Source organism: Streptomyces sp. NPDC025833 (genome assembly GCF_055558055.1).
In genome coordinates this window covers 271,675-297,412 of record NZ_JBVHNF010000012.1, presented here as the reverse complement: position 1 = coordinate 297,412, position 25,738 = coordinate 271,675, and the positions used below count along the sequence as shown (strand labels likewise).

General features: G+C 73.3%; 25 protein-coding genes. 12 read left to right on the top strand and 13 right to left on the bottom strand.

The annotated features are described in order from the left end of the window. Positions 1-2: 2 nt before the first annotated feature. Positions 3-623, bottom strand: coding sequence for an aa3-type cytochrome oxidase subunit III (gene ctaE / locus ACZ4K2_RS23260; protein ID WP_467469306.1), 621 nt, complete (start codon positions 621-623; stop codon positions 3-5). A gap of 154 nt (positions 624-777) precedes the next feature. Between ctaE and ACZ4K2_RS23255 the strand changes: the two genes are divergently transcribed. Continuing rightward, positions 778-1,179: a response regulator gene (locus ACZ4K2_RS23255; protein ID WP_467469304.1), complete on the top strand. Its 402-nt coding sequence runs from the start codon at positions 778-780 to the stop codon at positions 1,177-1,179. A 107-nt stretch (positions 1,180-1,286) separates the two neighbouring features. Here ACZ4K2_RS23255 and ACZ4K2_RS23250 read toward each other — a convergent pair whose 3' ends face one another. The 4 genes from ACZ4K2_RS23250 to ctaC all read right to left on the bottom strand — a co-directional run bounded on the left by ACZ4K2_RS23250 (position 1,287) and on the right by ctaC (position 5,797). Beyond that, a complete protein-coding gene (locus ACZ4K2_RS23250; RefSeq protein ID WP_467469303.1) occupies positions 1,287-2,546 on the bottom strand; it encodes a L,D-transpeptidase in 1,260 nt (419 codons plus the stop codon). Between the two features lie 163 nt (positions 2,547-2,709). After that, positions 2,710-3,108 carry a cytochrome c oxidase subunit 4 gene (locus ACZ4K2_RS23245; protein ID WP_467469301.1) on the bottom strand — a complete coding sequence of 133 codons (399 nt, stop codon included), beginning with the start codon at positions 3,106-3,108 and terminating at the stop codon, positions 2,710-2,712. Further along, positions 3,105-4,838, bottom strand: coding sequence for an aa3-type cytochrome oxidase subunit I (ctaD, locus tag ACZ4K2_RS23240; protein WP_467469299.1), 1,734 nt, complete (start codon positions 4,836-4,838; stop codon positions 3,105-3,107). Before ctaD ends, ACZ4K2_RS23245 begins: the two co-directional genes overlap by 4 nt. After that, positions 4,835-5,797, bottom strand: a complete 963-nt coding sequence (gene ctaC / locus ACZ4K2_RS23235) for an aa3-type cytochrome oxidase subunit II (RefSeq protein ID WP_467469297.1) — start codon at positions 5,795-5,797, stop codon at positions 4,835-4,837. The genes ctaD and ctaC overlap by 4 nt, the downstream gene beginning before the upstream one ends. Before the next feature lie 305 nt (positions 5,798-6,102). Between ctaC and ACZ4K2_RS23230 the strand changes: the two genes are divergently transcribed. Further along, positions 6,103-7,479: an aminotransferase class V-fold PLP-dependent enzyme gene (locus ACZ4K2_RS23230; protein ID WP_467469295.1), complete on the top strand. Its 1,377-nt coding sequence runs from the start codon at positions 6,103-6,105 to the stop codon at positions 7,477-7,479. 23 nt (positions 7,480-7,502) lie between these two features. On the opposite strand, the gene ACZ4K2_RS23225 is transcribed toward ACZ4K2_RS23230, so the two are convergent. Beyond that, positions 7,503-8,480, bottom strand: a complete 978-nt coding sequence (locus ACZ4K2_RS23225; RefSeq protein WP_467469293.1) for a carbohydrate kinase family protein — start codon at positions 8,478-8,480, stop codon at positions 7,503-7,505. Positions 8,481-8,609: 129 nt separating this feature from the next. Between ACZ4K2_RS23225 and ACZ4K2_RS23220 the strand changes: the two genes are divergently transcribed. Together ACZ4K2_RS23220 and ACZ4K2_RS23215 are read left to right on the top strand one after the other, a co-directional pair. Beyond that, positions 8,610-8,819 carry a hypothetical protein gene (locus ACZ4K2_RS23220; protein WP_467469291.1) on the top strand — a complete coding sequence of 70 codons (210 nt, stop codon included), beginning with the start codon at positions 8,610-8,612 and terminating at the stop codon, positions 8,817-8,819. Positions 8,820-8,919: 100 nt separating this feature from the next. Then, positions 8,920-10,443 (top strand): hypothetical protein, encoded by a 1,524-nt coding sequence (locus ACZ4K2_RS23215; RefSeq protein ID WP_467469289.1) that lies wholly within the window; start codon positions 8,920-8,922, stop codon positions 10,441-10,443. Between the two features lie 121 nt (positions 10,444-10,564). Here ACZ4K2_RS23215 and ACZ4K2_RS23210 read toward each other — a convergent pair whose 3' ends face one another. After that, positions 10,565-10,921 (bottom strand): iron-sulfur cluster assembly accessory protein, encoded by a 357-nt coding sequence (locus tag ACZ4K2_RS23210; protein ID WP_030951236.1) that lies wholly within the window; start codon positions 10,919-10,921, stop codon positions 10,565-10,567. Between the two features lie 264 nt (positions 10,922-11,185). Between ACZ4K2_RS23210 and nadA the strand changes: the two genes are divergently transcribed. Next, positions 11,186-12,370: a quinolinate synthase NadA gene (nadA, locus tag ACZ4K2_RS23205; protein WP_467469287.1), complete on the top strand. Its 1,185-nt coding sequence runs from the start codon at positions 11,186-11,188 to the stop codon at positions 12,368-12,370. Between the two features lie 223 nt (positions 12,371-12,593). Here nadA and ACZ4K2_RS23200 read toward each other — a convergent pair whose 3' ends face one another. Both ACZ4K2_RS23200 and ACZ4K2_RS23195 read right to left on the bottom strand, forming a co-directional pair. Further along, the gene (locus ACZ4K2_RS23200) at positions 12,594-13,274 is read right to left on the bottom strand and encodes a response regulator (RefSeq protein WP_467469285.1); all 681 of its coding nucleotides are present in this window, start codon (positions 13,272-13,274) and stop codon (positions 12,594-12,596) included. Next, complete coding sequence (locus ACZ4K2_RS23195) at positions 13,271-14,488, bottom strand: sensor histidine kinase (RefSeq protein ID WP_467469284.1); 1,218 nt, start codon at positions 14,486-14,488, stop codon at positions 13,271-13,273. The genes ACZ4K2_RS23200 and ACZ4K2_RS23195 overlap by 4 nt, the downstream gene beginning before the upstream one ends. A 233-nt stretch (positions 14,489-14,721) precedes the next feature. Here ACZ4K2_RS23195 and ACZ4K2_RS23190 point away from each other — a divergent pair, with 233 nt between their 5' ends. Then, complete coding sequence (locus ACZ4K2_RS23190) at positions 14,722-16,092, top strand: DUF3616 domain-containing protein (RefSeq protein WP_467469282.1); 1,371 nt, start codon at positions 14,722-14,724, stop codon at positions 16,090-16,092. Between the two features lie 12 nt (positions 16,093-16,104). On the opposite strand, the gene pspAA is transcribed toward ACZ4K2_RS23190, so the two are convergent. Together pspAA and ACZ4K2_RS23180 are read right to left on the bottom strand one after the other, a co-directional pair. After that, positions 16,105-16,383: a PspA-associated protein PspAA gene (gene pspAA / locus ACZ4K2_RS23185; RefSeq protein WP_467469280.1), complete on the bottom strand. Its 279-nt coding sequence runs from the start codon at positions 16,381-16,383 to the stop codon at positions 16,105-16,107. A gap of 32 nt (positions 16,384-16,415) precedes the next feature. Continuing rightward, complete coding sequence (locus tag ACZ4K2_RS23180) at positions 16,416-17,195, bottom strand: PspA/IM30 family protein (protein ID WP_467469278.1); 780 nt, start codon at positions 17,193-17,195, stop codon at positions 16,416-16,418. Positions 17,196-17,451: 256 nt separating this feature from the next. On the opposite strand from ACZ4K2_RS23180, the gene ACZ4K2_RS23175 reads away from it, so the two are divergent. The 3 genes from ACZ4K2_RS23175 to ACZ4K2_RS23165 all read left to right on the top strand — a co-directional run bounded on the left by ACZ4K2_RS23175 (position 17,452) and on the right by ACZ4K2_RS23165 (position 20,026). Beyond that, positions 17,452-18,081 (top strand): DUF3043 domain-containing protein, encoded by a 630-nt coding sequence (locus ACZ4K2_RS23175; protein ID WP_467469276.1) that lies wholly within the window; start codon positions 17,452-17,454, stop codon positions 18,079-18,081. Positions 18,082-18,164: 83 nt separating this feature from the next. After that, entirely contained in the window at positions 18,165-18,899 is a 735-nt protein-coding gene (locus ACZ4K2_RS23170) for a class I SAM-dependent methyltransferase (RefSeq protein WP_467469721.1), read from the top strand. Positions 18,900-18,955: 56 nt separating this feature from the next. Next, positions 18,956-20,026 carry a S1C family serine protease gene (locus ACZ4K2_RS23165; RefSeq protein ID WP_467469274.1) on the top strand — a complete coding sequence of 357 codons (1,071 nt, stop codon included), beginning with the start codon at positions 18,956-18,958 and terminating at the stop codon, positions 20,024-20,026. A 33-nt stretch (positions 20,027-20,059) separates the two neighbouring features. Here the strand turns inward: ACZ4K2_RS23165 and ACZ4K2_RS23160 are convergent, their stop codons facing one another. After that, on the bottom strand, positions 20,060-20,269 hold the full coding sequence (locus ACZ4K2_RS23160) for a hypothetical protein (protein ID WP_467469272.1): 210 nt from the start codon (positions 20,267-20,269) through the stop codon (positions 20,060-20,062). A gap of 80 nt (positions 20,270-20,349) precedes the next feature. On the opposite strand from ACZ4K2_RS23160, the gene ACZ4K2_RS23155 reads away from it, so the two are divergent. Continuing rightward, on the top strand, positions 20,350-21,552 hold the full coding sequence (locus tag ACZ4K2_RS23155; RefSeq protein WP_467469270.1) for a bifunctional adenosylcobinamide kinase/adenosylcobinamide-phosphate guanylyltransferase: 1,203 nt from the start codon (positions 20,350-20,352) through the stop codon (positions 21,550-21,552). A gap of 24 nt (positions 21,553-21,576) precedes the next feature. Here ACZ4K2_RS23155 and ACZ4K2_RS23150 read toward each other — a convergent pair whose 3' ends face one another. Beyond that, complete coding sequence (locus tag ACZ4K2_RS23150; protein WP_467469268.1) at positions 21,577-22,560, bottom strand: class I SAM-dependent methyltransferase; 984 nt, start codon at positions 22,558-22,560, stop codon at positions 21,577-21,579. A 133-nt stretch (positions 22,561-22,693) separates the two neighbouring features. On the opposite strand from ACZ4K2_RS23150, the gene cobT reads away from it, so the two are divergent. Together cobT and ACZ4K2_RS23140 are read left to right on the top strand one after the other, a co-directional pair. Next, the gene (cobT, locus tag ACZ4K2_RS23145; protein WP_467469266.1) at positions 22,694-23,806 is read left to right on the top strand and encodes a nicotinate-nucleotide--dimethylbenzimidazole phosphoribosyltransferase; all 1,113 of its coding nucleotides are present in this window, start codon (positions 22,694-22,696) and stop codon (positions 23,804-23,806) included. Positions 23,807-23,914: 108 nt separating this feature from the next. After that, on the top strand, positions 23,915-25,723 hold the full coding sequence (locus ACZ4K2_RS23140) for a phosphatidylglycerol lysyltransferase domain-containing protein (protein ID WP_467469264.1): 1,809 nt from the start codon (positions 23,915-23,917) through the stop codon (positions 25,721-25,723). The last annotated feature ends 15 nt before the right edge of the window (positions 25,724-25,738 follow it).

The window sequence follows — 25,738 nt, the reverse complement described above, 5'->3', positions numbered from 1 at the left end:
CGCTACTTGATCAGGTAGATCGTGGCGAAGAGGCCGATCCAGACCACATCGACGAAGTGCCAGTAGTAGGACACGACGATGGCGGCGGTCGCCTGCTCGTGAGTGAACCTCTTGGCCATGTAGGTACGGCCGAGGACCAGCAGGAAGGCGACGAGGCCGCCCGTCACGTGCAGGCCGTGGAAGCCGGTGGTCAGGTAGAACACCGAGCCGTACGGGTCGGAGGAGAGCGAGATGCCGTCCTTCTTCACCAGCTCGGTGTACTCGTAGATCTGACCGCCGATGAAGATCGCACCCATGATGAAGGTGAGGATGAACCAGCCACGGAGCTTCTTCACGTCGCCGCGCTCGGCCGCGAACACGCCGAGCTGGCAGGTGAGGGAGGAGAGCACCAGGATCGTGGTGTTCGTGGCGGAGAACGGCACATTCAGCGCCTCCGCCATCTCCTTCCAGTGAGCCGGTCCGGTCACCGACCGGAGGGTGAAGTACATCGCGAAAAGGGCCGCGAAGAACATCAGCTCGGAACTCAGCCAGATGATGGTTCCGACGCTGGTGAGGTTCGGCCGGTTGACCGACGGGTGCGCGTGCCCGGTATCTACTGTCGTTGCTGTCGCCACGACCGACATTATGTCGGTCGCTTATCTCGCGCTCACTCCGGGGGGTGCCGTTCGGAGTGTTGCCCCCCGCCGAACCGGTGCTGACGTGGTCTTCATGGGAGTAGCATCCGCCCGAACGGCCTTGTCCGTCCCGTCCGTACGACGCCGACGTCCCGGAGGAACAATGCAGCCGACCGCCACCGTGCTGGTCTACAGCGACGACTCCAACACCCGTGAACAGGTACGGCTGGCCACCGGGCGCCGCCCGGCCGCGGACGTGCCCCTGGTCGAGTTCGTGGAGTGCGCGACCCCCGAGGCGGTGCTGCGGGAGCTGGACAAGGGCGGTATCGACGTCTGCGTGCTGGACGGCGAGGCCGTGCCGATGGGCGGCATGGGCATGTGCCGGCAGATCAAGGACGAGGTGTTCGGCTGCCCGCCGGTGCTCCTGCTGATGGGCCGGCCGCAGGACGCCTGGCTGGCCACGTGGAGCCGGGCCGACGCGGCCGTGACGCTGCCGGCCGACCCGGTCGAGTTCGCCGCCGCCCTGGCCGCCCTGCTGCGGCGCAAGAGGCTGCTGAGCGCCTAGGGGACCGGGGCGCGCGCGCCTGCCGGCCCCCTGGGGCCGGTGGGGCCCGCCGGACGGCGGCCGCACCGCGCCCCCGGCCCCGCTCCCCTCGTGCCCCTCGCGCGCGCTCACAGGGCCGCTGGCTGGATCCTCAGCGCGTCCCCCGGCGCGGGGCCGTCCGGGGGGACGTCGGTCAGGGCGCTGCCGGTGCGCCACTTCGCCCAGCCGACGTTCCAGTCGCCGAACCCGTTGCCGAAGGGCTCCATGGGGTCGCCGTTGGAGTTGACGACCTTGACGATGTCCCCCGGGCGGATGTGCTCGAAGAACCACGAGGCGTTGGACGTGCTCATGCCGGTGCAGCCGTGGCTGACGTTCGCCGAGCCCTGGGACCCGACGGACCAGGGGGCGGCGTGGACGTACTCGCCGGACCAGGTGACCCGGGTGGCGTAGTAGACCGGCAGGTCGTAGGAGTCGGAGCTGCCCTCGGCGATGCCGACGGTGGTGCCGCGCATCCGTACGAAGTACTGCTTCTCCAGCACCACCTTGACGCCGTTGCGGGTCTCGAAGCCGGGCTTGCCGGTGGTGACCGGGATCTGCTCGACCTCCTGCCCGTTCCTGAAGTAGGTGAGCTGGTGCGTGGCGGCGTCCGTGACCGCCTCGACCCGCTCGCCCGTGGTGAACGTCAGGGCCTTGGCCGGGCCGCCCCAGAGCCGGTCGCCGACCTTCACGCCGTTCAGGTTGCTGTGCACCCGGACCGTCGTGTGGGCGGGCCAGTACTCCTTCGGGCGGAAGTGCAGCTCCTTGTCGCTCACCCAGTACCAGGAGCCGGTCACGGCCGGCACGGAGTCGACCCGCAGGGCGCGCTCCACGACGGCGCGCTGCGCCTTGCTCTTGACCCCCTGGGCGAGTTGGGCCGTGACAGGCTGTCCGACCCCGTAGGTGCCCGGGCCCGGCCCGAACGTGACGCCCAGGCGCTTCTTGCCGCCGGGCCGGCTGGTGTCGAACGTGAGGACCTTGCGGCCGGGCGCCCCGTCCTCGTCCTCGGTGCTCACGGTGAGCGTGTAGTGGGCGTCGGCGGCCAGCGGGGAGGTGCTGTGCCAGCGGCTGCCGTCCGCGGTCAGTTCGCCCGTCACGTAGCGCCCTGTGGAGTCCTGGGCGGTGACGTCCGTGATACGGCCCTCACCGCTGTTCGCGGTGACCTCCAGGGGCTTGTCCGGATCGGCCCGCTTCCCCTCGCCGGGGCCGTTGAAGGAGATCAGGTCCGCTGCGTCGTACGGCCTGGCCGACAGGGGGTTGCCGTCCGAACCGCAAGCGGTGACGCCCGCACCGAGGGCGGTCACCAGCAGGGTGCAGCTGACGACGGTGCGGGTCCGCGCAGTGTGGTTCATATGATCACGCTATGAGATGGAGAGACTACTGGCACGGTGGGTAACTCGTACGAGTGAACGGCGCTCCGGCAGAGGGCGGATCAGGGGGTGCCCGCGGGTACGACGACGGGAGCCCGGACCCTCCGTCAGGAAGGTCCGGGCTCCCGGTGTGTGCGCTGCGCTGCTACTGGGTGCGGTTCTCACCGTGGTAGTACTCGAACACCCAGCCGAACAGACCGATCACGATGAACGGGGCGGAGAAGTAGATCAGCCACCAGCCGACCGCGATGCTGAGGAAGGCGATCGCGCCGCCGAAGCCCAGCATGAGCGGCTGCCAGCTGTGCGGGCTGAAGAAGCCCAGCTCGCCCGCCTCGTCCGCGACGTCGGCCTCCTTGTCGTCCTGGGCGCCCGCGTCGACCCGCCGGGCGGTGAAGCCCAGGTAGAAGCCGATCATGACGCTCAGGCCGAAGGCCAGGAACAGCGCGGTGGTGCCGGCCGGCTCCTTCGACCACACGCCATACACGATGGCCATGATCAGGATGAAGACGCTCAGCCAGATGAACATCCGACCCTGGATCTTCACTTGCCGGCCTCCTTGCTGCCCGCGACGGCGGTGCCGTGACCGGCGTGCTCGAGCTGTTCGAGCGCGGCGATCTCAGGGTGGTGCAGGTCGAACGCCGGGGATTCGCTGCGGATCCGCGGCAGGGTGAGGAAGTTGTGCCGCGGCGGCGGGCAGGAGGTCGCCCACTCCAGCGAACGGCCGTAGCCCCACGGGTCGTCCACGCCGACCGGCTTGCCGTACTTGGCCGTCTTCCAGACGTTGTAGAGGAACGGCAGGATCGACAGGCCCAGCAGGAAGGAGCTGATGGTCGAGATCGTGTTCAGGGCGGTGAAGCCGTCGGCCGCCAGGTAGTCGGCGTAACGACGGGGCATGCCCTCGGCGCCCAGCCAGTGCTGGACCAGGAAGGTGCCGTGGAAGCCGACGAACAGCGTCCAGAAGGTGATCTTGCCGAGCCGCTCGTCCAGCATCTTGCCGGTCATCTTCGGCCACCAGAAGTGGAAGCCGGAGAACATCGCGAACACGACCGTGCCGAACACCACGTAGTGGAAGTGCGCCACCACGAAGTACGAGTCCGAGACGTGGAAGTCCATCGGCGGCGAGGCCAGGATGACACCGGTCAGACCACCGAACGTGAAGGTGATCAGGAAGCCGACCGCCCAGAGCATCGGTGTCTCGAAGGACAGCGAGCCCTTCCACATCGTGCCGATCCAGTTGAAGAACTTCACGCCGGTCGGGACCGCGATCAGGAACGTCATGAAGGAGAAGAACGGCAGCAGCACACCGCCGGTGACGTACATGTGGTGGGCCCACACGGTCACGGACAGACCGGCGATCGCGACGGTCGCGGCGATCAGACCCATGTAGCCGAACATCGGCTTGCGGGAGAAGACCGGGATGACCTCGGAGATGATGCCGAAGAACGGCAGCGCGATGATGTACACCTCTGGATGGCCGAAGAACCAGAAGAGGTGTTGCCACAGGAGCGCGCCGCCGTTGGCCGCGTCGAACACATGGGCACCGAATTTGCGGTCCGCCTCCAGGGCGAACAGCGCGGCGGCCAGGACCGGGAAGGCCAGCAGGACCAGCACGGCGGTCAGCAGCACGTTCCACACGAAGATCGGCATGCGGAACATGGTCATGCCGGGCGCGCGCATGCAGATGATCGTGGTGATGAAGTTGACCGCACCGAGGATCGTGCCGAAGCCGGAGAAGGCCAGACCCATGATCCACATGTCGGCGCCGATGCCCGGCGAGCGGACCGCGTCCGACAGCGGGGAGTAGGCGAACCAGCCGAAGTCGGCCGCGCCCTGCGGGGTGAGGAAGCCGCCGACCGCGATGGTCGAGCCGAACAGGTAGAGCCAGTAGGCGAACATGTTCAGCCGCGGGAACGCCACGTCGGGCGCGCCGATCTGGAGCGGCATGATCCAGTTGGTGAAGCCGGCGAACAGCGGCGTCGCGAACATCAGCAGCATGATCGTGCCGTGCATCGTGAACGCCTGGTTGAACTGCTCGTTCGACATGACCTGCAGGCCCGGCCGGGCCAGCTCGGCGCGCATCAGCAGCGCCATGACGCCGCCGATCAGGAAGAACGCGAACGAGGTGACCAGATACAGCGTGCCGATCGTCTTGTGGTCGGTGGTCGTCAGCCACTTCACCACGCTCTTGCCGGGCTGCTTGCGCCGTACCGGCAGCTCGCCGGAGTACGAGCCGTCAGCTGCCGCAGCACCCTGGGGTTCGTTGAGGATGCTCACAGGTTGTTCGTCTCCCGGTTCTTCTCGTGGCTCGTCTGCGCGATGCCGGCGGGAATGTAACCGGTCTGCCCCTTCTTGGCCAGGTCCTTGAGGTGCTGCTCGTAGCGCTCGGGGGAGACGACCTTCACGTTGAACAGCATCCGGGAGTGGTCGACGCCGCAGAGTTCCGCACACTTGCCGAGGAAGGTGCCCTCCTTGTTGGGGGTCACCTGGAAGGCGTTGGTGTGGCCCGGGATGACGTCCTGCTTCATGAGGAAGGGCACCACCCAGAACGAGTGGATGACGTCACGCGAGGTCAGGACGAAGCGGACCGTCTTGCCCTTGGGGAGCCAGAGCGTCGGACCGGGGTTGCCCGTCTGCGGGTTCCGCGTGCCGGGCGTGCCGACGTCGTAGACGCCGCCGGCGTTCGCCGGGAACTCCTTCTTGAACCGGTCCGGAATGGCGTCCAGGTTCTTGTCGGTCTTCGCGTCGCCGGAGGAACCGGGGACGCTCTCGACGTAGTTGAAGCCCCAGCTCCACTGGAAGCCGACCACGTTGACCGTGACGTCGGGCTTCTTGTCGGTGAGGCTGAGGAGCTTCGACTCGTCCCGGGCCGTGAAGTAGAAGAGCACCGAGATGATGATGATCGGGACCACCGTGTACAGGGCCTCGATCGGCATGTTGTACCGGGTCTGCGGAGGAACCTCGACCTTGGTGCGGCTGCGCCGGTGGAAGAAAGCACTCCACAGGATCAGGCCCCACACCAGCACGCCGACGGCGAGCGCGGCAGCCCAGGAGCCCTGCCACAGGGAGAGGATCCGCGGAGCCTCTTCCGTGGTCGGGGTGGGCATGCCAAGGCGGGGGAAGTCCTTGTATGTGCAACCGGTTGCGGTCGCCAGGACCAGGCCCGCGGTCAGTGCCTGCAGCAGCTTCCGCCGCATCGGGCGCCGCGGCGAGCGGTCGGAGCCGTTGGGACTCACGTAGCGCCTTCCCGAGAGTCTCGCCCGCGCGGTCGGCTGCGGCCTTCTCGCTGGTCGGTCGCCGCCCTGCGTCGGGCAGGGGTTTGGATGTTTATGCGGACCAAACCCTAGCCGACGCTCTCCGAGGGTTCGCGGGGAGGGGGGCATACGCGTCGCCTGTCACCCTGTTGGGGTGGGAACGGGCTCGGAGCGGGCGCCGATTAGCTCGGGTTGTCCGGTTTCGGGGCCCCGGCGCGGACCGCATCGTGGCTGGTCGCGCCGCTCCCGAGGCTCCGGCACCGGGCCGGGCGTTCTACCGTTGCCGTGTGTCCTACTTCGACGCCGCCTCCGCCGTCCCCCTCCATCCCGTGGCCCGTCAGGCGCTCCTGGCCTCCCTGGACGAGGGGTGGGCCGACCCCGCCCGTCTCCACCGGGAGGGCCGTAGGGCCCGGATGCTGCTCGACGCCGCGCGGGAGGCGGCCGCCGAGGCCGTCGGGTGCCGGGCCGACGAGGTCGTGTTCACCCCGTCCGGGACCGCGGCCGTGCACGCCGGCGTCGCGGGGGCGCTGGCCGGGCGGCGCCGGGTCGGACGCCACCTGATCGTGTCGGCGGTCGAACACTCCTCCGTACTCCGTTCGGCGGAGCTGTTCGAGGCCGAGGGCGGGACGGTCGGCCGGGTGCCGGTCGACCGGACCGGCGCCGTCGATCCGTCGGCGTACGGGGCCGCGCTCGGCCCGGGGACCGCGCTGGCCTGCCTCCAGTCGGCCAACCACGAGGTGGGCACCGTGCAGCCGGTGGCCGAGGTGGCCGAGGTGTGCCGGGCCGCCGGGGTGCCGCTGCTGGTGGACGCGGCGCAGTCGCTGGGCTGGGGGCCGGTCGAGGGCGGCTGGTCGCTGCTGGCGGCGAGCGCGCACAAGTGGGGCGGCCCCTCCGGGGTCGGGCTGCTCGCCGTCCGCAAGGGGGTGCGGTTCGCCGCCCGGGGAGCGCTGGACGAGCGGGAGTCGGGCCGGGCGCCCGGCTTCGAGAACATCCCGGCGATCGTGGCGGCCGTGGCCTCGCTGCGCGCGGTGCGGACCGGGGCGGCCCAGGAGGCGGCCCGGCTGCGGGAGCTGACGGACCGGATCCGGACGCGGGTGCCGGAGCTGGTGCCGGACACGGAGGTGGTCGGCGACGCCGGGCGCCGGCTGCCCGGGATCGTCACCTTCTCCTGCCTCTACGTCGACGGCGAGGCGCTGCTGCACGAGCTGGACCGGGCGGGCTTCTCGGTCTCCTCCGGTTCCTCCTGCACCAGCAGCACGCTGACGCCCAGCCATGTGCTGAAGGCGATGGGGGTGCTGAGCGAGGGGAACGTGCGGGTCTCCCTGCCCGCTGGTGCGGCCGGGGAGGACGTGGAGCGGTTCCTGCGGGTGCTGCCCGGTGCGGTGGCCGGGGTGCGGGAGAAGCTCGGGGCGCCGGCTCCCGCGGCGGCCGTCCGGGCCGCGGCGCTGGTCGTCGACTCGCTGGGCAAGCGGTGCCCGATCCCGGTCATCGAGCTGGCCAAGGTGATCGGGGACGTGCCGGTGGGCGGGACCGTCCGGGTCCTCTCCGACGACGGTGCGGCCCGCCTGGACATCCCGGCCTGGTGCGAGATGCGGGGGCAGGAGTACGTCGGAGAGGAACCGGCCGAGCGGGGCGCGGCGTACCTGGTGCGCCGGGTGGTCTGAGGGAGCCCGGGCGGGGCGGTCCCTCAGCCGCCGATGTGGGCGCGGACCTCCTCGCCGGCCTCGTCCCCGTACGCCTTCACGAACCGCTCCATGAAGTGCCGGCGCCGCAGGTGGTACTCCTGCGTGCCCACGGTCTCGATGACCAGCGTGGCCAGCATGCAGCCGACCTGCGCCGCGCGCTCCAGCGGGACGCCCCAGGCCAGGCCGGACAGGAAGCCGGCGCGGAAGGCGTCGCCGACGCCCGTGGGGTCGGCCTTGCGCTCCTCCTGCGCGCAGCCGACCTCGATCGGGTCCTCGCCGGTCCGCTCGATGCGCACGCCCCGCGAGCCGAGCGTGGTGACCCGGTGGCCGACCCGGTCCAGGATCTCGGCGTCGCTCCAGCCGGTCTTGGTCTCGATCAGGCCCTTCTCGTACTCGTTGGAGAAGAGGTACGTCGCGCCGTCCAGCAGGAGGCGGATCTCCTCGCCGCCCATCCGGGCGATCTGCTGGGAGAAGTCGGCGGCGAACGGGATCCGCCGGGAGCGGCACTCCTCGGTGTGGCGGAGCATGGCCTCGGGGTCGTCGGCGCCGATGAGGACCAGGTCGAGGCCGCCCACGCGGTCGGCGACGGTCTTCAGCTCGATCAGCCGGGCCTCGCTCATCGCGCCCGTGTAGAAGGAGCCGATCTGGTTGTGGTCGGCGTCGGTGGTGCACACGAAGCGGGCGGTGTGCAGGGTCTCGGAGATGCGCACCGAGTCCGTGTCCACACCGTGCCGGTCGAGCCAGGCGCGGTACTCGTCGAAGTCGAAGCCGGCGGCGCCGACCAGGACGGGCCGGGTGCCGAGCTGGCCCATGCCGAAGGCGATGTTCGCGCCCACGCCGCCCCGGCGTACGTCCAGATTGTCCACCAGGAAGGAAAGCGAGACCGTGTGCAGCTGGTCCGCGACGAACTGGTCGGCGAAACGGCCGGGAAAGGTCATGAGGTGATCGGTGGCGATGGAGCCCGTGACTGCGATGCGCACGTCGGCATTCTCCTGCGGGAGGCTGGGTTGACAGTTCACGCTACCCGCTCGGGGCCCGCCGCTGAAGCTGGCAAAACTACCCGATAGTAGATCTTTCTTCGCAGTCGGTGCCATGCCTACGGTTCGGGCATGACGAACTTCGAGATCGCCCCCTCCGCCCCGGCCGGGTCCGACGGCGGGCTCGCCGCCCTGCGCGGCGACTGCGCCCGGATGGCCCCGCACTGGGCGGTCCCGCGGAACGCGGAGTCCCGGCCCGTGCCGCCCTCGCGCATCCACGGGGTGAGCGTGCCGACGCGGTCGGCCCGGCTGCTGGACGCGATGTCCGACTACGGCGACTGACCCGCGGGCTCGTCCGCGGGGAACCGCGCGCTCCCCTCCCGCGTCCCACCGGCGTTCCCGCGCGCGGACCGCGGGACCCGAGCCGGCGAGGAGCGATGCGGTGAACACCGAGCGGTCTGGGAACCCCGGGAACCCCGGGAACGCGGAGGTTCCGGAGGCATCCGAAGGACGGGCGGGCCGGACCGGGCGGCGGCGGTCGCCCGCCGCCGTCGTGGCCGTCGCGGCGGCCGTCCTGCTGGTGGGCGGCGGTGGCGCGTACGTCGCCGCGGAGGGCGGCCCGGGCGGCGGTGCGGGCGGACCGGCCGCCTCCGGCGGGGGCGCCACTCCCCCGCCGCTCGCGCTGGACGGCTGGGTGAAGGACGGCACCGGCGGCATCGCGCCCGGTGAGCCGGACCCCTACGGCACCCGGTACGTGGCGGCGGGCGAGCTGCCGGACGGGCCCGGCTCGGCGCCGGTGTACGAGCCCGCGGCCGAGGTGGGCCGGGGCCGGGTGGCCCGGCTGGCGAAGGCGCTCGGCCTGGACGCGGCGCCGGTCGCCGAGGGCCGGAGCTGGCGGGTCGGCGGCCGGGACGGCTCCGGTCCGCGCCTCCTGGTCGACCGGGACGCGCCGGGGAACTGGACCTACAGCCGGTACCTGCCCGGCACCGACAACTGCCGCAAGGTGACCGTCTGCGCCCAGGACCCGGGCGCTCCGGCCGGTGCCCCGGTGAGCGCGGCGGAGGCCGAGCGGGTGGCGGCGCCGGTGCTGCGGGCGGCGGGCCTGGCGGACGCGCGGGTGGACGCGGGCCGGGTCCAGGGCGCCCAGCGCGTGGTCGACGCCGATCCGGTGGTCGGCGGACTGCCCACGTACGGCTGGACGACGGGGCTGACCGTCGGCCGGGACGGCGAACTGGTCGGCGGGCACGGGCTGCTGAGCGCTCCCGTGCGGGGCGGCACGTACCCCGTGGTGGGCGCCGCGAAGGCGCTGGAGCTGCTGAACGGGCCGGCGGCGGGCGGGCACCGGATGGGGATCGGCGGGTGCGCGAGCCCGGTGCCGCTGAAGGACCGGCTGGAGCGGCCGTGCGGCGCGGACACCGGGGCGCCGAAGGCGGCGCCGGAGCCGGCCGGGGACACGGTCACGGTCGAGGAGGCGGTGTTCGGGCTGGCCGCGCAGTCCGTCGGCGGGCGGCAGACGCTGGTGCCGTCCTGGCTGTTCCGGGTGCGCGGGACCGCGGCGGCGGAGGGGTTCACGGTGACGTACCCGGCGGTCGACCCGCGGTACCTGGCGTCGGCGTCCGCGCCCCCGGCCCCGGCTCCTTCCGGCTCCGCGGCGCCCGGGCGGGGCCGGGACGTCCCGGTGGCCTCGTACGCGGCCGACGGGCGGACGCTGCGCCTGGGGTTCTCCGGCGGGGTGTGCGCCGACTACCGGGCGTCGGCGCGGGAGAGCGGCGGGCGGGTGACCGTGACGGTGACCGAGACGCCCTGGCCGGACCGGGTGTGCGTGCTGGTCGCCAGGGAGTACGAGAGGACCGTGCGGCTGGACGCGCCGCTCGCGGGGCGGGCGGTGGTCGGGGCGGACGGCGCCGCGGTCCCGGAGGCGGAGCCGGGCGCGCGGCTCACGGAGTCGTCGGCGCGGCTGCGCTGATCCGCGTTCCGGGCCGGTGACACCCCCGGGCACACGAGGGCGGCGGCCCCCCGGGACAGGGGGCCGCCGCCTCGTTCGGATCCTCGGGCCGCCGGGACGTCCGCCCGGCCGGCCGAGCCCGTCAGCTGAAGGAGTCGCCGCAGGCGCAGGAACCGGTCGCGTTCGGGTTGTCGATCGTGAAGCCCTGCTTCTCGATCGTGTCCACGAAGTCGATGGACGCGCCGCCCAGGTAGGGAGCGCTCATCCGGTCGGTGACGACCTTGACGCCGCCGAAGTCCTTGACGACGTCGCCGTCGAGGGAACGCTCGTCGAAGAAGAGCTGGTAACGCAGGCCGGAGCAGCCACCGGGCTGAACGGCGACGCGCAGCGCGAGGTCGTCGCGGCCTTCCTGGTCGAGCAGTGCCTTCACCTTGGCCGCGGCGGCGTCACTCAGGATGATGCCGTCGGTGGCGGTGCTGGTCTCGTCCGATACGGACATCTACATCTCTCCCGGGTTGTACGGAGACTGCTTGCCGACGAGTGCAACCGGCTCGTCCGCGGATTCATTCCGCGCCGGGCATTCGCTTGGTCGCGTTCTTTCTTCCTTCCTCATGCTCGCACATGCCCGGTCGGCCGGACAGCGACCCGATGCGGGGCCGCGACGGGATTCACGTCACATGGACGCTATGGCCGTCGTCAAAGTGACGTGAACCGGATATGATAGATAGCGTCAGTTAGACGAAAACTAGAAAGGGTGCGTGTCGTGACCACCGCCCAGACCCCGGAGCTCGACGTGCAGCCGACTCCGCTCGCCCTGCTGCTGCTCGGCCGCGAGGCCGACCCGAAGAGCGAGCGGGGCGTCGAGTGCCCCGGTGACCTGCCGTCTCCGTCCGACCCCGACCTGGTCGAGCGTGCCCGTGCCGCCAAGGAGAAGCTCGGCGACAAGGTCTTCGTGCTCGGCCACCACTACCAGCGCGACGAGGTCATCCAGTTCGCCGACGTCACGGGTGACTCCTTCAAGCTGGCCCGGGACGCCGCCGCGCGCCCGGAGGCCGAGTACATCGTCTTCTGCGGTGTGCACTTCATGGCCGAGTCGGCGGACATCCTGACGTCCGACGCCCAGAAGGTCGTCCTGCCCGACCTCGCCGCCGGCTGCTCCATGGCCGACATGGCGACGGCCGAGCAGGTCGCCGAGTGCTGGGACGTGCTGACCGAGGCGGGCATCGCCGAGCAGGTCGTGCCGGTCTCGTACATGAACTCCTCGGCCGACATCAAGGCGTTCACCGGCAGGCACGGGGGCACCATCTGCACCTCGTCCAACGCCAAGCGGGCCCTCGACTGGGCGTTCGAGCAGGGCGAGAAGGTCCTCTTCCTGCCCGACCAGCACCTGGGCCGCAACACCGCCGTCCGCGACATGGGCATGTCCCTGGACGACTGCGTGGTCTACAACCCGCACAAGCCGAACGGCGGCCTGACCGCCGAGGAGCTGCGCGCGGCGAAGATGATCCTGTGGCGGGGCCACTGCTCGGTCCACGGGCGCTTCAGCCTGGAGTCGGTGAACGACGTCCGCGCGCGCATCCCCGGCGTGAACGTCCTGGTGCACCCCGAGTGCCGGCACGAGGTCGTGGCCGCGGCGGACCAGGTCGGCTCGACCGAGTACATCATCAAGGCGCTCGAAGCCGCCCCGGCCGGTTCCAAGTGGGCCATCGGCACCGAACTGAACCTGGTCCGGCGTCTGGCGAACCGTTTCGCCCCGGAGGGCAAGGAGATCGTCTTCCTCGACCGGACGGTCTGCTTCTGCTCGACCATGAACCGCATCGACCTGCCCCACCTGGTCTGGACCCTGGAGTCCCTGGCCGAGGGCACCCTGGTCAACCGGATCGAGGTCGACCAGGAGACCGAGGCGTTCGCCAAGCTGGCCCTGGAGCGGATGCTCGCGCTGCCGTAACGCGCCCGGCGCACGACCGAGGCCCGGTCCCCCGCGCGGGGGACCGGGCCTCGGTGCGGCCGGTGCCGTAAGACGCCGGCCGGTTCCCGTTCCCCGACAGCGGCGGGGGACGCAGGTGAGCGCCCACGCCACCACCCTGGGCCATGTCGGGCGGCCGGATCGTAGCCCCCTGGTCCATTTCCCGGCCGCCCGCTACTGCGCGCGCAGTACACGCGGGTGGAGGTCACTCCATCCTCGGACGTACCAGCCCCGACTCGTACGCGATCACCACGAGCTGCGCCCGGTCCCGCGCGCCCAGCTTGGCCATGGCCCGGTTGACGTGCGTCTTCACCGTCAGCGGGCTGACCGCGAGGCGTTCGGCGATCTCGTCGTTGGAGTGCCCGCCGGCCACCTGGACGAGGACCTCCCGCTCCCGGCCGGTGAGCGCGCCGAGCCGTCCGAAGCGGGTGGGGTCGAGGCCGTCGCCGTCGTCGCCGCGGGCCAGGAAGCGGGCGATCAGGCCCTTGGTGGCGGCCGGGGACAGCAGCGCCTCGCCGCCGGCCGCGACCCGGATGGCACTCAGCAGCTCCTCGGGCTCGCTGCCCTTGCCGAGGAAGCCGGAGGCCCCGGCGCGCAGTGCCCGGACCACGTAGTCGTCCACCTCGAAGGTGGTCAGGATGACCACGCGGACCTGCGCGAGGGAGGGGTCCGCGCTGATCAGCCGGGTGGCGGCGAGACCGTCGGTGCCCGGCATCCGGATGTCCATGAGGACGACGTCCGGGACGTGCTCCCCGGCCAGCCGGACCGCCTCGGCGCCGTCGGACGCCTCGCCCACCACCTCCATGTCGGACTCGGAGTCGACCAGCACCCGGAACGCGCTGCGCAGCAGTGCCTGGTCGTCGGCGAGCAGGACACGGATGGTCATACGGGATCCCCCTGGGCGGTCGTCGTCCTGACCGGCAGGATCGCATGGACGCGGAAACCGCCGCCGTAGCGGGGGCCGGTGGTCAGCGTGCCGCCGAGGGCGGTGACCCGCTCGCGCATCCCGAGCAGTCCGTGGCCGCCGCCGGTCTCCGGCCCGCCGGCCCCGCCGGGGCCGTCGTCCAGGACGGTGATCTCCACGTCCGCTCCGGCGCGCACCACGCTCACCTCGGCCGCGGCCCCGGAGCCCGCGTGCTTGCGCACGTTGGTCAGCGCCTCCTGGACGATCCGGTAGGCGGCCAGGTCGACGGCGGCGGGCAGCTCGGCGCCCTGGTCGGGGCGGGCGACGGAGACCGGCAGGCCCGCGCTGCGGAAGGTGCCGGCCAGCTCCTCCAGCCGGCTCAGCCCCGGGGCGGGCTCGGTCGGGGCCTCCGGGTCGCCGGACTGCCGAAGCAGGCCGACCGTGGCGCGCAGCTCGTCCAGCGCGCTGCGGCCGGCCTCGCGGACGTGCGCGAGGGCCTCCTTGGCCTGGTCGGGCCGCCGGTCCATGACGTGGGCGGCGACTCCGGCCTGCACGTTCACCAGGGCGATGTGGTGGGCGACGACGTCGTGCAGGTCGCGGGCGATGCGCAGCCGCTCCTCGGCGACCCGGCGGCGGGCCTCCTCCTCGCGGGTGCGTTCGGCGCGTTCGGCACGGTCCCGGATGGCCTGGACGACCGCGCGGCGGCTGCGTACGGCGTCGCCGGCGGTGGCGCCGATGCCGGTCCAGGCGAGGAGGCCCAGGTTCTCCTGGGCGTACCAGGGCAGCGGCCCGGCGAGCATGGCCGCGGCCGTCAGCACGGTCATGGTGAGCAGGCCGAGCCGCCAGGTGGTGGGGCGGTCGGTGGTGGCGGCGACGGTGTAGAGGGCGACCACGGCGCACATCGCGACCGGGGCGCGCGGGTCGCCGGTGACCAGCTCGACCAGGGAGACCGTGCCGGTGACGGCGAGGACCGTCCGGGGCGCGCGGCGGCGCGGGACGAGCGCCGCCGCGCCGGCCAGCATCAGCAGGAGGCTGAGGACGGCGGGGGTGTGCATGCCCCAGCTGACGCCGTGCTCGTCCCGGGGCACGGCGAAGGAACCGGCGACCATGCAGACCAGCACGCCCGCCGCGATGGCCGCGTCCAGCGCCAGCGGGTGGGCCCTGAGGCGGCACCGGGCGCGTTCGAGAGTGCTCACACCAGGAACAGTACGGCGCCCCCGCGGTGCCGGGCAGGGCCCCGAGGGGGCGCGGGAGGCCGCGCGGCCGGCCAGCGGACGCCCGCCGCGGGGGCCCGCTCCCCCGGCCGCGGCCGGCCGCGCCGCGCGCTGTTGGGCGCGCCGACGGCGAACCGACCGCCGCCCGTCGGACGCAGTTGGCCGGGCCTGCCCAGCCTCCTCCTGGACACCGTCCCGTCGACGAGAGGCACCCCATGCGCCACCGCACACCGCTCTGCGCCGTCGCCGCCCTCACCTTCCTGTCGGCCGCCGCGGCGGCCGCTCCCGCGCGGGCGGCCTCCTACGGCACCCCCACGATCAGGCTGTCGGCCGCCTACCTGTCCGGTGCGGTCGGCGGCAGCGGCGACCCGGCCGTGACGGTGACCGTCGCGCAGAGCGGCGCCGACGCCTCCGCGCTGACGGTCGCCGCGACCGCGAGCAGCCGCGGCGAGGTGGCCGGCGCCGCCGACGTGCGGGTCACGGGCACCGGCGGCAGCCGGACGGCCGCCGTCACCGCGCACGCCCGGGGCTACACCGACCTCACGCTGAAGGTGACCGGGCTCGGCGGCGGAACGGCCACCACGACCCTGCACTACGCGGCGTCCCCGGCCGTCCTGAACGGCGCCGACGCCCGCTACCTCACGGGCGCGGCGGACGCCTCCGCGGCCGTCGACGCCGGCGGCGGCCACGTCCTCGTCGCCGACGACGAGGACAACACCCTGCGGCTGTACGACGGCGCCGTCTCCGGTGCGCCGGTGCGGAGCTGGGACCTGGGCGCGGCGCTCGGCGCCGGCAAGGAGGTGGACATCGAGGGCGCGGCCCGCGTCGGGGACACGGTCTACTGGACGGGCTCGCTGGGCAACAACAAGGACGGCGAGTACAAGCCGGACCGCAACACGGTGTTCACCACGACCGTCTCGGGTTCCGGCGCCGCCACCCGGCTCACCTTCGGCACCGCCGGGCACCGGCTGCGCGACGACCTGGTGGCCTGGGACGAGGCGAACGGCGGCCGGTACGGTTTCGCCCGCGCGACGGCTCCCGGGCAGACCCCGAAGCAGGCCGACGGCTTCAACGTCGAGGGGCTGGAGTTCGCCCCCGGCTCGGCCACCACCGCCTACGTCGGCTTCCGCGCCCCGCTGGTGCCGCCGCGGGCCGGCGGCAAGGCCCTGCTCGTGCCGGTCACGAACATGGACCAGGTGGCACGCGGTACGAAGGCGGCCATCGGCACGCCGGTCGAGCTGGACCTCGGCGGGCTGTCCGTCCGGGACCTGCGCCGCGACGCGCAGGGGCGGTACCTGATCCTGGCCGGGTCCTTCGCGGCCGAGGACAACAGCGCCCCGTACGCCCTCTACTCCTGGGACGGGGTCGCCGGGCACCAGCCGGTGAAGGCGCTTGACCTGCCGACGGCGGACGCGGGCGGCTGGGAGTCCGTGGTGTCCGTGCCCGACCTGACCGCCCCCGGCGCCCGGGTGCGGCTGATCACCGACAACGGGTCCGCCGACCTCTACGGCGACGGCACCGAGGCCAAGGACCTCACGCACCCGGAGTGGCGCAAGTCCCGCAGCGCCTGGTTCACGCTGGGCTGACCGGCGCCGGGCTCAGCCCGGGATCAGCCCCTCGTCGCCGAGCAGCCTGCGGACCTCCTCCAGCGTCGCCCCGGGCGAGGGCAGGATCAGCCCGGAGGGTTCCAGCGAGTCGTCCGGCAGCGGGGTGCCGAGCCGGTGGACGGCGTCGAGGAGAGCGGTGAGCGTGCGGCGGAAGCCCTCGCCGTCGCCGCTCTCCATCTCCGCCATGAGCTCGTCGTCCAGTCTGTTCAGCTCGGCGAGGTGGGCGTCGTCCAGCCTCACCTGGCCCTCCCCCATGATCCGTACGATCACGTCGGCCTCCTCGGCTCGGGCCCCGGCGCCGGCTACTGCTTGTCGAAGCGCGGGGTGTCCTGCGGCTGCTGCTGGACCTGCCCCTGACCGGCGCCGCCCTCGATGGCCTGCTGCGGGGAGCCGCCGGCCAGCTCGGCCTTCATGCGCTGCAGTTCCAGCTCCACATCCGTACCACCGGAGAGCCGGTCCAGCTCGGCCTGGATGTCGTCCTTGTGCATGCCGGACTGGTCGTCCAGGGCGCCGGAGGCGAGCAGTTCGTCGATGGCGCCGGCCCGGGCCTGGAGCTGGGCGGTCTTGTCCTCGGCGCGCTGGATGGCGAGGCCGACGTCGCCCATCTCCTCGGAGATGCCAGAGAAGGCCTCGCCGATCCGGGTCTGGGCCTGGGCGGCGGTGTAGGTGGCCTTGATGGTCTCCTTCTTCGTGCGGAAGGCGTCCACCTTGGCCTGCAGGCGCTGGGCCGCCAGGGTGAGCTTCTCCTCCTCGCCCTGGAGCGTCGCGTGCTGGGTCTCCAGGTCGGTGACCTGCTGCTGGAGGGCGGCGCGGCGGGACAGCGCCTCGCGGGCCAGGTCCTCGCGGCCGAGGGCGAGCGCCTTGCGGCCCTGGTCCTCCAGCTTGCCGGACTGCTGCTGCAACTGGTTGAGCTGGAGCTCCAGGCGCTTGCGGCTGGTCGCCACGTCGGCGACACCGCGGCGCACCTTCTGCAGCAGCTCCAGCTGCTTCTGGTAGGAGTAATCGAGGGTCTCGCGCGGGTCCTCGGCCCGGTCAAGGGCCTTGTTCGCCTTCGCGCGGAAGATCATCCCCATACGCTTCATGACACCGCTCATGGGCTTCGCGCGCCCCCTTCTGACGGACTCCGGCTCACAGATCCTGCGACAGGACCCACAGTACGGGCCCTGCTTCCATTACCGCACTGTTCGCGGGGTGATGCGCTCATCCCCGAGGACGACTGCGGACCGCACCGCTCCGGCGTGAGGAGTAGGTGATCCCACCCGGCGTGGGTGCGCGCCCCCCTTCCCTCCTCTAGGGACGCCCGGTGTTGCCGGATCGTTCCCCACCGGGCTGGGGTCCATGCGGGTGCAGCCCGTACCCTTGGGTTTTGTGTTCCGTAGCCGTGCCAAGGAAGAGAAGGCCCCGACCGCCGACAAGGCGCAGGTGACCCTCTCCAAGCAGCCCCGTGACCCGCAGGCCCCCAAGGGTCGGCCCACGCCCAAGCGCAGTGAGGCCCAGACCCAGCGCCGCAGCGTCGCCCAGACCCCGACGAACCGCAAGGAGGCCGCGAAGCGCCAGCGCGAGGACCGGCGGCAGGCCATGGCCCGCCAGCGCCAGGCGCTGGCCAGCGGCGACGAGCGCTACCTCCCGGCCCGGGACAAGGGCCCGGTCCGCAAGTTCGCCCGGGCCTGGGTGGACTCCCGGTACAACATCGCGGAGTTCTTCCTGCCGCTCGCCGTCGTGATCCTCGTGCTCAGCGTGGTGCGGGTGCCGGCGGTCCAGAGCATCGCCCTGCTGCTGTGGCTGGTCGTGATCGTGCTGATCGTGCTGGACGCGGCGGTCAGCGGCCTGCGCCTGCGCAAGCGGCTCGCGGAGCGCTTCCCGAACGAGAACACCCGCGGCGCGGTCGCCTACGCCCTGATGCGCTCGCTCCAGATGCGCCGGCTCCGGCTGCCGAAGCCGCAGGTCAAGCGCGGGGAGCGACCCTGAGCGCAGACGCTTTCACCGGGGGTGCGGCCGGGGCCCGGACGGGCTGCGCCGGCGCTCTGCGCGAGGTCGTGGCGCAGGAGCTGGTGACCCGGCAGCTCGACGAGCAGATGGCCGGGCGGTTCCCGGTGGGCCGGCGGCTGCGGGTGCTCGACGTGGGCATGGGCCGGGGCACGCAGGCGCTGCGGCTGGCCCGGCTCGGTCACCAGGTGACCGGGGTCGAGCAGGACACCGCGCTGGTCGACGCGGCCCGCGAGGCCGTGGCCCGGGAGCCCGAGGGCATCCGGGAGCGGGTCCGGCTGGTGCAGGGCGACGGGCGGGACACCGGTGTCCACTTCCTGCCGGGCAGCTTCGACGTCGTGCTGTGCCACGGCGTCCTGATGTACGTCGAGGAGCCCGACCCGCTGGTGGCGGGTCTGGCCCGGATGCTGGCGCCGGGCGGTCTGCTCTCCCTGCTCGTCCGCAACGGCGACGCGCTCGCCATGCGGCCGGGCCTCGACGGTGACTGGGCGGCCGCCCTGGCCGCCTTCGACACCGTCCGCCTGCCGCACGCCCGGACGGACCCGGACGGCGGGGCCCCGGTCCGCCCCGGCCCCGGTGTCCGGGCGGACCGGCTGGCGGCCCTCACCGCCACGCTCGACGGCATCGCCGCCCCGCTGCACGCCTGGTACGGCGTGCGGGTCTTCACGGAGACGGCCGCGGACGACGCGCCGGTCCCGGACGACCTGGCGGCGCTGCTCGCCGCCGAGGAGCGGGCCGGACGCACGGATCCCTACCGCCGGGTGGCCGCGCTGCTGCATCTGTGCGGGGTACGCGGCTGAGCCCGTTCGGGGCAACAGCGCGGGCCGGGTGATCACGGCGCGGTGAGACTCGGGGCATGGACGCTTCCTCTCCTGCCCCCCGCGCTTCCCGTACGGCGGTCCCCGCCGCCGCGCTGCTGTGCTGCGCGGCCCTCGCCGGGGGCTGCACCGCACCCGCCGGGCGGGACGCCCCGGTCACCGAGCGGGCGGTCGCGCCGCGGGCCGCGACCGATCTCCAGGACCAGTACCTGCGGGTCATCAAGGAGGCCCTGCCGTCGGTCGTGCAGATCGAGGCGAGCCGCGACCTGGGCTCGGGGGTGGTGTACGACGACAAGGGGCACATCGTCACCAACGCGCACGTGGTCGGGACGGAGAAGACCTTCCGGGTGACCACGGCCAGCAGGCAGGAGCCGCTCACCGCGAGCCTGGTGTACTCCTACCCCGAGCAGGACCTCGCCGTGATCAAGCTGGACAAGGTGCCGGGCGGACTGAAGCCGGCGGTGTTCGGGGACTCCGACAAGGTGGAGGTCGGCCACATCGTGCTGGCCATGGGGTCGCCGCTCGGGCTGTCGTCCAGCGTGACCCAGGGCATCGTGTCGGCCACCGGGCGGACCGTCAGCGAGGGCGGCAGCGGCGGCGGCACGGGCGCGACGATCGCGAACATGGTGCAGACGTCGGCCGCGATCAACCCGGGCAACAGCGGTGGGGCCCTGGTGAACCTCGGCGGGCAGGTGATCGGCATCCCGACGCTCGCCGCGGCCGACCCGAACCTCGGGGGCAGCGCGGCGCCCGGCATCGGCTTCGCGATCCCGGCGTCGATGGTGCGCACGGTCGCCGGCCAGATCGTCCGGACCGGCAAGGTCGTCGACTCCGGGCGGGCGGCCCTCGGCATCACCGGGCGGACGGTCGTGGACGCCGGCTACCAGCCGGCCGGGGTGGCCGTGGTCAGCGTGCAGAACGGCGGCGCGGCCGACAAGGCGGGGCTGCGCCCGGGCGACATCATCACCGGGATGGGCGGCCGGCCCGTCACCACCATCACCTCGCTGTCCGAGGCGCTGGCGGGCGACCGGCCGGGCCGGCGGACCTCCGTGACGTACCGGCGCGACGGCACCGAGAAGACCGTCGAGGTGACCCTGGGCGAGCAGTGAGGAGGGAGCCCCTCCTCACCCCGCCCCGGACGGTCAGGCGTCGGCGTGCAGGCTCATCGGCCCGTAGATCTCGGCGCTCTCCTCGAACAGGCGCACCTGGTCGGCCCCGCCCTCCTGGAGGTCCTTCCAGTGCTCCCCGATCCAGGACTCGGCATCCCCCTGCGTGGTGAACTCCTCGGGCTGCACGGCGGGCTGGACCTCCGTCCCGTCGGCCTTCTCGAACCGCCACGTCCATGCCGTCATGTGGTTCCTCCTTCGACGCAACACCTGCTGGCAGCCTAGCCGGAAGCGCAAGAGCTGCCGGGACAGGCGAAAATCGGTGCGTGGAAATCACTCTGCTCGGTACCGGTGCCCCCGCGGGACTGCCTCGCCCCGACTGTTCCTGCGCCGCCTGCGCGAGCGCGCTCGGGCCGGACGCGCGGGCCGCCACCGCGGTGCTCGTCGACGGCACGCTGCTGCTCGACCTGACGCCGGGCGCGGCGTTCGCGGCGGCGCGCGCCGGGCAATCGCTGGGCGGAGTACGGCAGGTGCTGCTGTCGCACCCGCACGACGGTCCCGCGGTGGAGGTGCCGGCCGGGCTGCCGCAGCCGGGGCGGGTGCCGGACGGTCGGGAGCTGGCGCTGCTGACGGGGCATCGGGTGCGGGCGGTGGCGATGGACGCGGGCGGCACCGGGTACGCGGTGACCGGGCCGGACGGGCAGCGGCTGCTGTACCTGCCGCCGGGCGGGGCGCCGGCCGGTCTGGAGGAGACGGCGGCGGAGCCGTACGGCATGGTCCTGGCGGACGTCACGGGCCGCCCCGACGCGCTCGCCCGGCTCCGCGCGGTCGGCTCGGCGGGTCCCACGACGGACGTCCTCGCCGTCCACCTCGGCCACGACGTGCCGCCCGGCCCGGAGTTGCGGCGCCGGCTGGCCGCGGCCGGGGCGCGGGCGGTGCCGGACGGGACGACGCTGGTGGTGGGGGCGTACGAGGAGGTGCCGGACGTGCCGCGCCGGACGCTGGTGCTGGGCGGGGCGCGCTCGGGCAAGTCGGTGGAGGCCGAGCGGCGCATGGAGACGTTCCCGGACGTGCTGTACGTGGCGACCGGCGGGACGCGCGGCGGGGACACCGAGTGGGCCGCCCGGGTGGCCGTGCACCGGGAGCGGCGGCCGGGGTCGTGGCGTACGGCGGAGACGACGGACCTGGTGCCGCTGCTGGCCGGGGACGGCCCGCCGCTGCTGATCGACTGCCTGTCGCTGTGGCTGACGGACGTGATGGACGCCGTGGGGGCGTGGGACGACGCGGAGTGGGCGGGCGGCGGCGAGAAGGCGCTGCGGGAGAGGGTGCGGGAGCTGACGGAGGCGGTGCGCGGCACCCGGCGGACCGTGGTGGCCGTGTCCAACGAGGTGGGGTCGGGCATCGTCCCGGCGACCGCCTCCGGCCGCCGCTACCGGGACGAACTCGGCCGTCTGAACGCGGCGTTCGCCGGGGAGTGCGAGCAGGTGCTGCTGGTCGTGGCGGGTCAGGCGCTGGTGCTGCGGGGCTGACCGGGCCGCGGTGCGGGACGGCCGTCAGCGGCGGTCCTTGCGCGCCACGATCCGGTAGGCGTTGGCGAACGGCGTGCGGCGCAGCAGGGGGGCCAGGAGCTGGTCCAGGGCCCAGGCCAGGTCCAGCAGGGGGGTCGCCGCCCAGCGGACGAGCGGGTGGGCGTGGGCGAGGGCCAGCGCGACGGCGGCCGAGAGGTCCCAGGGGACGTGCGGTGCCGTGCGGTCGGTGACGAGGACCGTGCAGCCGAGGCCCTCCAGTTCCGCCCGCAGGTTGGCCGGGGGCGGCAGGTGCAGGTGGCGCGGCGGGCCGTACGGGAGCCACCACCTGCCCAGCAGCCGGGCGAACGCGCAGCGCGGGTCGGGTGCTTCGACGACCAGGTGGCCGCCGGGGCGCAGGACGGTGAGCGCGGCGCGGAGTTCGGCGCGCGGGTCGGGGGCGTGCTCCAGGTGGTGGAAGAGGGTGACCACGTCGTAGCGGGCGCGCAGCCGGGCCGCCGTGCCGGGGGTCGTCAGGTAGCCGCGGTGCGCCTCCTCCACGCGGCCCTCCAGGAGGGCCTGCTCGACCCGGGCCGTGGGGTCCAGCCCGTCGAAGCTGGTGTAGGGGAAGAACTCCCTGGCCGCCTCGGGGAAGCCGGCCAGGCCCGTGCCGACGTCCAGCCAGCTCTCCGGTTCGCGCAGGCCGGACAGCCGCCGTGCGGTGGCGCGCTGCCGGCGCCGGACCGCGCGGGCGGAGCGGACCTGGACGGTGAACTCCTCCCACTGCCTCTCGTAGGCGTCCCGGTGGAAGAAGGCGAACCCCTCCGCGGTGAGCCGGGGGTTCTGGAAGGCGTGGGCGCAGTCGCGGCACTCGTCGAGGGCGAAGGTGCCCGGCCGGTGCCGCAGCGGGTCGGGGGCGCGCATCCGGGTCCGCAGGTTCCGGGAGCCGCACCAGGGGCAGGTCGCGCGGCGCGGTTCCAGGAAGGGGTCGTGGGCGGTGCTGATCTGCGGGGTGAGGGTCGAGGTCGGCATGGGCGGCTCCCTGTGCGACATTCCGCTGCAAACCGGAACGTATGGGATGCCGGTCCGGGGTGCAACGACGCGGTGGGTGTGGGGTGGCGATGTGGCGCGGGAGCGTTCGTTCACGAGCGGTACTGTTCGGCGAATGAGCAGCCTGAATCTGGACGACTTCACCGATCTGATCGAGCGCCCGGACGGGGGCGTGCGCCGTGACGCCGAAGCCTGGCGGGAGCGCCGGATCGTGCCGCCCGGGGCGCTGGGCCGCCTCGACGAACTGGGCGAATGGCTGGCCGCCGCGCGGGGCGAGGTGCCCGTGCGGCCGGTCGAGCGGCCGCGGGTGGTGCTGTTCGCCGGCGACCACGGTGTCGCCGGGCTGGACGTGTCGGCGCGGCCCGCGGGCGGTGCGGAGCAGCTGGTGCGGGCGGTGCTGGAGGGCGCGAGCCCGGTGGCGGTGCTCGCGCGCCGGCTGGAGGTGCCCGTGCGGGTGGTGGACATGGCCCTGGACTGCGCGCCGGAGGCCTTCCCGAAGGACGTGGTACGGCACCGGGTGCGGCGGGGCAGCGGCCGCATCGACGTCGAGGACGCGCTCACCCCCGAGGAGGCCGAGGCCGCGCTGCTGGCCGGGATGGCGGTCGCCGACGAGGAGGCCGACTCCGGGACCGATCTCGTGGTGCTCGGCGACATCAGCGTGGGCGGGACCACCCCGGCGGCGGTGCTGATCGCCGCGCTGTGCGGCACCGACGCGTCCGTGGTGACCGGGCGGGGCGGGCTGGCGATCGACGACCTGACCTGGATGCGCAAGTGCGCGGCGATCCGGGACGCGCTGCGGCGGGCCCGGCCGGTGCTCGGGGACCAGATGCAGCTGCTGGCGGCGGTGGGCGGAGCGGACCTCGCGGCGATGACCGGGTTCCTGCTCCAGTGCTCGGTGCGGAAGCTGCCGGTGCTGCTCGACGGGGTGGTGGTGGCCGCGTGCGCGCTGGTCGCCCAGCGGATCGCGTTCCGGGCGCCGGACTGGTGGCTGGCCGGGCACGACAGCGGGGAGCCGGGGCAGGCGAAGGCACTGGACCGGATGGCCCTCGAACCGCTGCTGGAGCAGGGGGTGCGGGTCGGCGAGGGCGTGGGCGCGCTGCTGGCACTGCCGCTGGTGCGCAGCGCGGCCGCCCTGGCGGCGGAGCTGCCGGAGCGACCGGACGCCGAGGAGGAGCCGGAGGCCGCTCCGGAGCCGGGTGCCGGGACCGGCCCCGAGGAGACGGTCTGACCGACGGCACCCGCGGCCCTGCGCCGGGGGCCGAGGTTGGCCGGAGGACGATGGCGCCGGGGCGGAAAGGTGTGGTTCACCGGGATCGCGCCCATATGATCCTGCCCCATGGAAGATGCCCGAATTGCGGTGGCGCGGCGCGCGGAGGCCGAGGGGACGGGTGGGCGGCCGGACGAGCGGGCGGGGCGGTCCGCCGGGGTCTCCCGGCGGGCCGCCGCCTTCGCCGTCTGGTACCTGCGCACCGTCGCCTTCGTCAACTTCCTCAGCGCCGTGTGGGTCTCGCTCGGCCAGGACGTCCGGCGGCACAACCAGGACGACTTCTTCACGCCGTACCTGCTGACGGCGGGCTTCGCCTCCGGGGTGTTCACGGCCTTCCTGGCGATCACCATGCGGCGCCGGAAGCGGGCCTCGTGGATCCTCAACCTGGTGGTGAGCGGCCTGTTCCTGGCGCTGTTCGCGTGCGCCATGGCGTTCCCGGAGATCCGCCGGTACCCCCAGAACTGGATCTCCCTGGCGCTGACGGCCGCCTTCGTGGGCGCGCTGCTCGCCGGCCGCCGGGAGTTCTACGCCAAGGGTGACCGGTCCAACCCCCGCCTCGCGGCCACGGTGGCCGTGGTCGGCGGCCTGGCGGCCAGTCTGCTGGCCGGGCTGCTGGTCACGGTCACCGACGAGGCGCCGGACGCGTCCCGCTCGACGTTCCCCGAGCGCTGGCACTACGGCACCCTGCGGCTGATCTCCGTCGCGGCCGAGGAGTCCCGCTTCCCCGGGATCGACCCGCCCAACTGGGCCAACGTGGCCGTCAACGTGCTCAGCACGCTCCTCGTCCTCGCCGTGCTCTACGCCGCCTTCCGCTCCCGGCGGGCCGTCGACCCGCTCACCGCCGACGACGAGGAGCGGCTGCGGGCACTGCTGGAGCGGCACGGCGACCGCGACTCGCTCGGCTACTTCGCGCTGCGCCGGGAGAAGAGCGTGGTGTGGTCGCCCACCGGGAAGGCCGCCGTCGCCTACCGGGTCGTCGGCGGGGTGAGCCTGGCGTCCGGCGACCCGCTCGGCGACCCCGAGGCCTGGCCGGGGGCGATCGGGCCCTGGCTGGCCGAGGCACGGGCGCACGGGTGGATCCCGGCGGTGATGGGCGCGGGCGAGGAGGCCGGGACGGTGTACGCCCGGCACGGCCTGGACGCGCTGGAACTCGGGGACGAGGCGATCGTGGAGGTCGCCGAGTTCACCCTGGAGGGGCGGGCGATGCGCACCGTCCGGCAGGCGTACAACCGGGTGCGCCGGGCCGGGTACGAGGTGCGCGTCCGGCGCCACGAGGACGTCCCGGCGGACCGGATGGCGTACCTCGTCGCACGCGCCGACGACTGGCGGGACGGCGCCACCGAACGCGGCTTCAGCATGGCCCTCGGCCGGCTCGGCGACCCCGGGGACGGCCGGTGCGTCATGCTGGAGTGCACGGACGCCGAGGGGCGGCTGCGGGCGCTGCTGTCCTTCGTGCCGTGGGGCCCGCACGGACTGTCCCTGGACCTCATGCGGCGGGACCGCGACTCCGACAACGGGCTGATGGAGTTCATGGTCATCGAACTGCTGCGGCGGGCCCCCGAGATCGGGATCACGCAGGTGTCGCTCAACTTCGCGATGTTCAGGTCGGTCTTCGAACGCGGTGCGCGGCTCGGCGCCGGACCGGTGCTGAGGCTGTGGCGGTCGCTGCTCAGCTTCTTCTCCCGCTGGTGGCAGATCGAGTCGCTGTACCGCGCCAACGCCAAGTACCGGCCCATCTGGGAGCCGCGGTTCCTGCTCTTCGAGAAGAGCGCGGACCTGCCGCGCATCGGCCTCTCCTCGGCCCGCGCGGAGGGGTTCCTGGAGGCGCCGGGGCTGCCGAAGTGGCTGCACCGCAGGCACCTGGACACGCATCGCTGACCGCACGGGGACGAG